The organism is Endozoicomonas sp. ONNA2, assembly GCF_024606365.1.
Classification (GTDB): domain Bacteria; phylum Pseudomonadota; class Gammaproteobacteria; order Pseudomonadales; family Endozoicomonadaceae; genus Endozoicomonas.
The window spans coordinates 1-8,951 of sequence record NZ_JAHHPO010000363.1; the positions used below are offsets into that span (position 1 = coordinate 1).

8 protein-coding genes are annotated in these 8,951 nt (G+C 50.6%); all 8 read left to right on the forward strand.

Annotated elements, in window-relative coordinates:
• The first annotated feature begins 42 nt into the window (after positions 1-42).
• Positions 43-2,265: an FN3 associated domain-containing protein gene (locus KDK14_RS06570; protein ID WP_257264226.1), complete on the forward strand. Its 2,223-nt coding sequence runs from the start codon at positions 43-45 to the stop codon at positions 2,263-2,265.
• Between the two features lie 70 nt (positions 2,266-2,335).
• Entirely contained in the window at positions 2,336-2,836 is a 501-nt protein-coding gene (locus KDK14_RS06575; RefSeq protein ID WP_257264227.1) for a DUF3780 domain-containing protein, read from the forward strand.
• Positions 2,794-2,949: a hypothetical protein gene (locus tag KDK14_RS06580; RefSeq protein WP_257264228.1), complete on the forward strand. Its 156-nt coding sequence runs from the start codon at positions 2,794-2,796 to the stop codon at positions 2,947-2,949. Before KDK14_RS06575 ends, KDK14_RS06580 begins: the two co-directional genes overlap by 43 nt.
• Before the next feature lie 118 nt (positions 2,950-3,067).
• Positions 3,068-4,321: a DUF1156 domain-containing protein gene (locus tag KDK14_RS06585; protein ID WP_257264229.1), complete on the forward strand. Its 1,254-nt coding sequence runs from the start codon at positions 3,068-3,070 to the stop codon at positions 4,319-4,321.
• Positions 4,300-5,928: a hypothetical protein gene (locus KDK14_RS06590; RefSeq protein WP_257264230.1), complete on the forward strand. Its 1,629-nt coding sequence runs from the start codon at positions 4,300-4,302 to the stop codon at positions 5,926-5,928. Before KDK14_RS06585 ends, KDK14_RS06590 begins: the two co-directional genes overlap by 22 nt.
• A gap of 163 nt (positions 5,929-6,091) precedes the next feature.
• A complete protein-coding gene (locus KDK14_RS06595; protein WP_257264232.1) occupies positions 6,092-6,835 on the forward strand; it encodes an NYN domain-containing protein in 744 nt (247 codons plus the stop codon).
• Positions 6,836-6,862: 27 nt separating this feature from the next.
• Positions 6,863-7,105 (forward strand): helix-turn-helix domain-containing protein, encoded by a 243-nt coding sequence (locus tag KDK14_RS06600; protein WP_257264233.1) that lies wholly within the window; start codon positions 6,863-6,865, stop codon positions 7,103-7,105.
• A gap of 132 nt (positions 7,106-7,237) precedes the next feature.
• On the forward strand, positions 7,238-8,951 hold a 1,714-nt coding region (locus tag KDK14_RS06605; RefSeq protein WP_257264234.1), incomplete at its 3' end, for an SNF2-related protein.

Here is an 8,951-nt window from a genome sequence, read left to right on the forward strand (position 1 = left end):
ATGACCAAAAAATCCCTGATTTCACGCTTCAATTGCGAATAAATGAAGTACTACGCTGCCCAGCTGAAAGAGTCGTACCCGTTCCACTTCTCTATCCGGAACCTGTACGCACGCTTCAAGGAAAACCCCGGTTTCCAGCAAACCCGTGGCCTGATCCGCCTGATGCGTGCCATCGTCTCCGATATGTACGACAACAGCAAAGGTGCTTGCCGTGCCGATCAGGTAAAACTGGTTCACCCCTACGATTTCAACCTGAACAACGATGAGATCCAGACGGAAATCAAAGGCATCAACCCGTCGCTGACCGAAGCCATCGTTCACGATATCGCCCATGATGGTCACTCCATTGCCGAAGCGCTGGATAAACGACTGGGCAGCAATACCGATGCCCAGGATGTCGCCAAACTGATTCTGATTGCCTCCCTGGCCAGCGTTCCGGGAGCCACCCATGGTCTGCGCGAAAACGAAATCATCGGCTTCCTCTGTGCGCCGGGGCGGGATATCTCCCAGGTGAAAAAGAGCATTGTGGATTACCTGCCAACCCAGGCATGGTATCTGCATCGCAGCCGTGACGAGCGTTTGTTCTTTAAGAACATTCAGAACCTGGCGGCCAAACTGCACAGCCAGGCCAAAGCCTACAACGAACAAAGCTGTCTGAAAGAGCTGGGCAAATACCTCTACAGCCTGTTCGAGCCTAACGGCAAAGACTGTTACCAGAACCTGCTGGTACTGCCTGCCATTGATGAAGTATCGCTGGATATGGACAAGGTTACGCTGGTGATCACCGAACCAACCCGCACGGTTAACGGCAGCAAACTGTCTGCGGACTGGCTGAACTTTACTCAGGCCAACGACTTTAAAAACCGGGTCATGTTCCTCACCGGCAACCAGAACACCATGGCCCGTATTATTGAGCAGGCCCGTCAGTACCGTGCCATTACCGATATCAAGGCGGAAATGGATCAGGATCGTGTTGCCCCTAACGATCCCCAATACAAGGAGATGGCCGACTCTCTGGACAAAATCACCCTGAGCTTGCGCAGCGCCTTACAGGAAACCTTTACCACCCTGATCTACCCGACCCAGGGCGATAAGTTCCGGGACTCTGATTGCCGTATCAATTTCAACGGCAACCACTTTGACGGTGAAAAACTGATCAAAGACACGCTGCAGGCAAAAGGCAAATTTGAAACCGATATCTCCAGCGATACGTTCAGAAAGAAGGTAGAGAAGCGTTTGTTCCGCAGCCAGACAATCTCCTCCTGGAGCGAAGTGCGCCGTGCCGCCGCAGTCAATACCGCATGGCAATTCCACGACCCGGCGGCACTGAATCAGCTGAAGCAGAAAATGATGGACCAGGGCGGCTGGGCTGATGAAGGTGGTGTCGTTAATATCGAGCCGCCGAAACCAACCACTCAGGTGAATGTGCAGCAACTCAGCCGTAATGATGAGACCGGTGAGTGCATCCTGAAAATTCAGCCGATCAATGGCGACAAGGTGCTGTATGAGGTGGGTAGCACTGTTCCTTCAGCGGCCTCCATGGATGTTGCCGATGCCCCCGGCGGTTACGCCCGGCTTACCATCAAAGATATGAAGCTCACCTTCCTCTGCATTGATTCAACCGGTGAGCATGAACAGGGCGAGGCCGTTACCTGGACCAACACCATCAACCTGAAATATCAGCCTTACCAATCCGGCGATGACTGGATGTTGAAGTTCGAGGCCATTCCCGATGGCGATATTCGCTACACCACCGACGGTTCAGACCCAAAGGTCCACGGCGCTTCCTATGAAGGTCCGTTCCTGATTCCCGCCAGCTGTCGTTATCTGATGGCCTATGGGGAGAAGGACGGTGTTCAGTCCCCGGTGGAAAAGGTGGATATGGATCAATACCGCCAGCAAAAAGTGGTGATTGATCCGGCCAAACCGGCCATCTGGCATTGCGGCCGAACGGTTAAAAGCATCACCGCAAAGCCCGCCTTTGACTTTATTGAACGTCTGAAAAAATTTGGCGGACAGGCAGAGTCTGTGGACTTGTCGGTGCTGGCCAATGATGAAACGGCAGATATCACCTACACCACCAACGAGCAGCACCGGCTGGATGGCGAGCGTCTCTCCAATGTGGTTGGCAACCTGCAAGGGCTGATGGCCGGTAGCCAGATTGTCATTAATGTGGAAAAGGTGAAGTTTGACAAAGGCCAGCAGCTGATTGACTGGTTTGCCGATATCAAACGCCAGCCTAATCCCGGTGAAGTTACCCAGTAATTAAGGGCGTTAAATCACTTACCAATGGAGGAGCAGCGCTCCTCTTAAGGCTTGAATCAAACGGTTATTTATGTCTCAAGAACACGCAACCAGCAAGAAAAACAGCAAACCCACTCTGCTTGGCTTTGGTTTTGACCCGCAGCAGAGCGAACACTGTTTTCTGGTGACCATGCCTGCCTCCAAAGCGAAAACCGCCGAGGTGATGATCTCGGAACATTACCACTGGCAACAGCCGGAAAACGGCGTGACGGTTACCCCCACCTTTAATGATCAGGATGCCCAGCTTAAGGCAGTGCTTCCCCGTATGGTGTGGGATCAGCTGGAAGAATCCATCAAGGCGGAATTTAACCGCCGGTTGCGCAACCTGGGGCAGAAAAGTGGCCGCTGGCTGAAAAAAGGGCAGGTTCCCATCGACCGTACTCTGGGTAAAGAACTCTGCCTGCTGGCCTGGGCCATGGAAGATGCCGACCCGGCACTGGCGCAAACCGCCATCAACAACTGGTTGGGCCTGGCACCGGAAGAGCGTTGGTGGCTTTACACCATGACCAATGCCGCCCCGGCCATGGGTTAAAAGGCCGCAATAAAGGCTGGCGCAAGGCGGTTCGTTTTGCCCTGACGGAAAACCCGGTAATGGATAGCGTATTGCGTAACCGTCGTAGCGAATTTGAATTGAGTCTGATCTGATTTTTTAACCACAAAGATCACAGAGTCCACAAAGGTGTCAGTTGGTCTTTGTGGTTTCTATATAAGGATATAAGAAGCCAGAAGCTGATTTTCCAGCTTCAGGCTTTGAGCAAATAATATGCTTGAAGATAAAGTCTTTATTGAAGAACAGTTTCCGGTTTCTTTGGTGTCCAAGGAAACCCTGAAGGAAGGCAAGGCGGTACAAAGCCAGACGTTAACCGGCCTCGGTAAATGGTGGGGGCGGAAAGAACTGATTCTGGTTCGCGCATCCATCTTGGGAATGTTGATGCCTACTTCAGATAACCCGAAAAAAGATCGGGAAATGTTCCTGAAAATTCTGACCATGGATAACGATGGTTTATGGCGACGCTGTAAGGGCATACCTGCAAAAATCATCTTTGAATGGTTGTCAGAATTCGAAAGAGAAAAGTACTTTGCGGTAACCAAAACCGGGCGGGTGTCATGGAAGCGAGAACTCTCCATAGAAGAGGAAGACGAAGTTACCCGCCGCTATTTTGAAACACTCAGCTACGATGAGAAGCTGGAATATTGCCATAGGCCCGAACAGATCGACGGCCCTAGCTCCGCAGCATGGAAAGACATTAATAGTCACCTTTCTACAGAGGCAAGCACGATTCAGGAGCTTGTGGAGCAACTGGGTCTTCGCCGTTTTGACAGGATTCCCAAGGTGGGGGATGCTTTCTGCGGTGGTGGTTCCATTCCATTTGAAGCTGCCCGTATTGGGTGTGATGCTTATGGCTCTGATTTAAACCCAGTCGCAGCGGCATTAACATGGGCTGGTTTGAATCTGGTTAAAAGCGAAGACGATGTTGAAGCCGTTGCACAGGCACAACAAAAAGTATTTGACGAAGCAGATCAGCAGATTACGCAGTGGGGTATTGAGCATAACGAAATGGGTTGGCGTGCAGATGCATACCTCTATTGCACAGAAGTGAAATGCCCAAGCTGTAGTGTTCTAGTGCCGTTATCAAATACCTGGGTTGTAGGGCCAACCAGCAAAGTGATAGCAGAGCTGGAGCTGGATGAAGCCAATAACCGTTTCGATATCCGCCTTACCCAAAATGCGAGCAGTGCACAGCTGAAAGCAGCAAAAGAGGCGGCAACCTATCAGGACAGTCGTGTCTACTGCCCAAAGTGTGGGGAAGACATTCCATTATCAATATGCGTGAAACAAAGGGTGTTCGTCCTTGGGAGCCCCATGATTTCATGCCAAGGGAAGATGATCTCTTTCAGGAGCGGTTGTACGCAATTCGTTGGGTGGAAACCTATTACGATGACAAAGCTAAGGAAAGAACAGTTCGTCATTTCCGTGCTCCAGATGCTGACGATATGCAACGGGAACAAACAGTAAATTATCTGTTATCTGAGCGTTTTTATGAATGGTCAGTTAGAGGGTTTATTCCCAATAAGAAAATTCAATCAGGTTACAATACCGATCAGCCCCAACGTGAACGTGGCTGGAATTATTGGCACCATTTATTTACACCAAGACAGTTGTTGGTACACGGTCTGCTGAGTAGCCTTGTGCCTGAAACAAAGGAAGGGTTGGTATCGGTACTTGGTTTAGGCAAAATTGCAAACTGGGATAGTAAGCTCTGTCAGTGGGGTGTAGGAGCCGCAAGGGAATCTATAGCTCAGACGTTTTATAACCAAGCATTAAATACATTTCTCAACTTTGCCGGTAAAGGGCTTACTCTCCTCAAGGGGACTTTATTGTTAAGCCCTCCGGTAGCAGGGCATCAGACTGTTTCCGAAATCTCTACATTAGATGCACGACAAGTAAGTACTGAAAATGATCTGTGGATAACAGACCCGCCATATGCGGATGCGGTCAATTACCATGAGCTGACGGACTACTTTCTGGCTTGGTACGAAAAGCATTTGGGAAGAATCTTTCCTGAATGGTATACAGACACTCGTGATGCTCTTGCAGTTAAAGGCTCTGGAGAAGACTTTAAACGATCAATGATCGAGATTTACCGCAATCTGGCCAAAAATATGCCGGATAATGGCCTGCAAATGGTTCAGTTCACCCACCAAGACCCATCGGTGTGGGCTGATTTGGGTATGATCTTGTGGGCTGCTGGTTTGCAGGTTTCTGCCGCGTGGACAGTCTCAACTGAAACGACTATCGGTCATAAACAGGGTAACTATGTTCAGGGAACGGTTCTGCTGATTCTTCGCAAGCGGCTGAATGATCTGGATGCATTCACTGATGAGTTACCACCAAAAATCGAAGACGCAGTAAAAGACCAGCTCGACCATATGACCGCCATCGATGACCAGGATCACCCAAACTTCGGAGATACCGATTATCAACTGGCCGCCTATGCCGCCGCCCTGCGGGTACTGACCCAATACAGCGAAATCGAAGGCATCAATATCGAAAACGAACTGTACCGGGAAAAACAGAAAGGCCAGAAATCCGAGTTTGAGAAGCTGATCGACCAGGCGGTGGAAATTGCCTGTAACCATCTGGTGCCAGGTGGTTTCGATGAGTTCCAGTGGAAGAGCCTGACCGCCGATGAACGCCTCTACCTGAAAGGTCTGGAACTGGAAAAACACGGCGAACTCCGGGCCGGCGCCTATCAGGAACTGGCCAAGGGCTTTGGTGTGCGGGAGTACAACTTTATGTACGCCAAAACCAAAGCCAACGAGGTGCGCTTCAAAACCGCCCGTGAGTTTGGCCGCAGCCACCTGAAGGAACACGGTTTCGATGCCTCCATTGTGCGCCACGCCCTGTTTGCCATCCACGAGACCATCAAACAGGAATCCGCCCGGCAGGGCGTCAACTACCTGAAAACCGAGGTGGCCACCTTCTGGAACGACCGGAAAAAGCTGATCGAAGTCCTCCGCTACCTCAGCCGCCTCGCCCATATCGACCATATGGAGCACTGGGAAACCGACGCCGAAGCCGCCAGCACCCTGGCCGGAGCGCTGGAAAACACCAACGGTTGATAACAGCAGAGGAGAAAGCTGTAGATTGGGTCGGGCTGAAAGTCACGTAAACTTGCATTTTCAGCCCCGGCTGCTATAACTTAAGCACCAGGCCTGTAACAGTGCCCATTCATATAGTTAGCGAATGGCCACGGTTACAGGCTTTTTGCGTTTCAGGGGATGTATGCACAAACACAAAATAGCCTTCTTTATTGATGGTGGTTACTTTATTCGCCGTGTCCGTTTCTTCCATCGAAAGTATTTTCCACACCTCGAACTTAAACCAGAGCACGTTGTTACCATTATTTACCATCTGGTAAAAAAGCATAAAGAAGCACTGAAACGGGATGAGCTTTACCGAATCTACTACTACGATGCTCCACCGCTGGATAAGCAGCTTAGATTCCCACTACCGAATCCGGGGCACCGCACACCGGGCACCAAGAATTGCAAGCTTGAGCCGGATTATCTCTTTCAAACTGAGCTGCATGAAAAATTAAAAAGCTCCCGTAAATTGGCACTGCGTATGGGAAAGCTGTCTAATTCCGGGCAGTGGCAAATCAAAGATAGAGTGTTGAAAGATTTGCTCTCACGGGAAACGCAGTTTTCTGATCTGGGTAATGATGATTTTTATTTCAGTGTGCAACAAAAAGGGGTGGATACCCGTATTGGGGTTGATATTACCACGCTAACCCTGAACCGCTATGCTGACACCATTGTATTGATGGCCAGTGATGCCGACTTTGTCCCGGTGGCCAAGCTGGCAAGGACTCATGGCATCGATGTCGTACTTGACCCTCTCTGGGGCAAGGTTGATGCGGATTTACAAACCCATATTGACGGAAAACAATCCTTTGATGTGGTTGGCCAGCTGCGGCATATTTTTCAACATGAGCCTGAGCCACGGCCTAACTGGTGGAACTCATAACCTGGCCATTTTAAGAATTTCCCTGGCATGACGATCAAAGATAAACTGGCATTGCTCGGTGTCGAAGAAGCAGCAGATATTCTCAATGTTTCCCGGCCTTATCTGGTCAGGATGCTGGAGCAGGGGGAAATCCCCCATCACAAGGTCGGGCGTCATCGCCAGGTGCGTTATCAGGATTTGATGGACTATAAAACGGCTATGGATATCAAACGGTCATCTGCTCTGGATGAACTGTCTGCCCTGTCCCAGAAGTATGATCCGGAGTATTGATGGCCACCCGGTTTACGGCAGTTGATGATGCCGGTGTGCTTTACCCGTCTGTCCTCAGGGATGTTGTGATGCGTCTGGCTTTACAATACTGTCCATGAACCCGCCACTCAACCCATTGTTAATGAGGCACATGTGATCCACCGTTATTCTTCCCGCCAGCAACCACTGGACTCCTCTTTCATTGCTGACCGGCTTGTGGGTGCACAATCCTATGATCGTATTGCCGGTTTTTTCCGTTCCAGTATTTTCGAAGTGGCCGGGGAAGCGTTGGACAGCATGACGGGTAAGGTGCGGATTATCTGCAACTCTGAACTGCTGGCTGAAGATGTGATCACGGCGCAAGCGGCTCAGCAGGCGATGCGGCGCAACTGGTGTGCGGCGGAGCCTGAGCATTTTCCACAAACCAGCCGGGATCGTTTCAAAAAGCTTTACGAGTTTCTCTCTACCGGGAAAATGGAGGTCCGTGTTCTGCCAGATAATGTGTTTGGCCTGATCCATGGTAAAGCGGGCGTGATTACCCTGGCCGATGGCACTCAAACCAGTTTTATGGGCAGTACCAATGAGAGCCTGACAGCCTGGAGACTCAACTATGAAATGGTTTGGGAAGACCGTTCACCGGAAGGCATTGAGTGGGTTCAGCATGAGTTCAATACGCTGTGGAACCACCATCTGGCTCAGCCGCTGTCTGATTTTGTGATTAGCGATATCAAGCGGATAGCGGAACGGGTAGAAGTTGACCGGAATACCTGGCAAACACAGTGTGATGGCAACCCGGCTGCGGCGATTGTTGAAACCTCGGTGTATCGTAAGGAGCTGGGATTGTGGCCTCATCAAAAGTACTTTGTAAAACGTGCTTATGACGATCATCTGAAAGGCGGCGCACGGTTTATTCTTGCGGATCAGGTGGGGTTGGGGAAAACCGTTCAGCTGGCGCTGGCCGGTATGCTGATGGCATTGCAGGGCAATAAGCCAGTGCTGGTGATTGCACCCAAACCGCTGACGTTACAGTGGCAGGATGAGTTGATGGAATTGCTGGATCTGCCATCAGCCATCTGGACCGGCAAGCAGTGGCTGGATGAGCAGGGCATTCTCTGGCCTGCCACCGGCCCGGAAAGCATTCTGAAGTGCCCGAGACGTTTTGGCATTGTTTCCCAGGGGCTGATTACCTCAGGCTCAGAGGTGAACGATTATCTGCTGGCTGGCAATTATGAATGTGTCATTGTGGATGAGGCGCACCGGTCAAGACGGAAGAAAATTGGTGAGAACTGTCTTGAAGAAAAAGCTGATCCCAACAATTTGATGGGCTTTTTGCAGGCCATTAGCCAGAAAACCAAAAGCATGTTGCTGGCAACGGCGACGCCGGTTCAGTTGCATCCCATTGAAGCGTTTGACCTGCTGAGTATTCTTGGTTTGGGCAGTGACCAGGTGCTGGGTGATCCGTGGAGTCTTTGGCGACAGGCGGATCGTACCGTACCTGTGGTTATGGGCGAAAGTGAAATTCCTGGCGAAGAAGCCCTGGCCTGGAGTTGGGTACGAAACCCTCTGCCCCAGGCTGAGGATAACCGTGCATTCAGGGATCTTCGCAGGCGTCTGCAAATGGAGCCGGGGGATTATGTTGCCAGTGGCGACAGTTACAATGAACTGAGAGGGCCAGACAAAACCAGGCTAAGGCGAATATTGCCCGACTATGGTCGTCAATTTAATCCTTATATCCGCCATATTATTCGTCGCACCCGGGACTATCTGGAATCCACTATTGATCCGGCAACCGGCGAGCCTTATCTCAAACCCGTTAGGAATTGTCTAAAAACAACTTTCCTAATATGGACGGTATTACACAAAAAAA

What these genes read in the sequence shown, in the direction of transcription:
- KDK14_RS06570 (WP_257264226.1), top strand. Translation starts at nt 43, where the DNA reads ATGAAGTACTACGCTGCCCAGCTGAAAGAGTCGTACCCGTTCCACTTC.
- KDK14_RS06575 (WP_257264227.1), top strand. Translation starts at nt 2,336, where the DNA reads ATGTCTCAAGAACACGCAACCAGCAAGAAAAACAGCAAACCCACTCTG.
- KDK14_RS06585 (WP_257264229.1), top strand. Translation starts at nt 3,068, where the DNA reads ATGCTTGAAGATAAAGTCTTTATTGAAGAACAGTTTCCGGTTTCTTTG.
- KDK14_RS06590 (WP_257264230.1), top strand. Translation starts at nt 4,300, where the DNA reads ATGCAACGGGAACAAACAGTAAATTATCTGTTATCTGAGCGTTTTTAT.
- KDK14_RS06595 (WP_257264232.1), top strand. Translation starts at nt 6,092, where the DNA reads ATGCACAAACACAAAATAGCCTTCTTTATTGATGGTGGTTACTTTATT.
- KDK14_RS06600 (WP_257264233.1), top strand. Translation starts at nt 6,863, where the DNA reads ATGACGATCAAAGATAAACTGGCATTGCTCGGTGTCGAAGAAGCAGCA.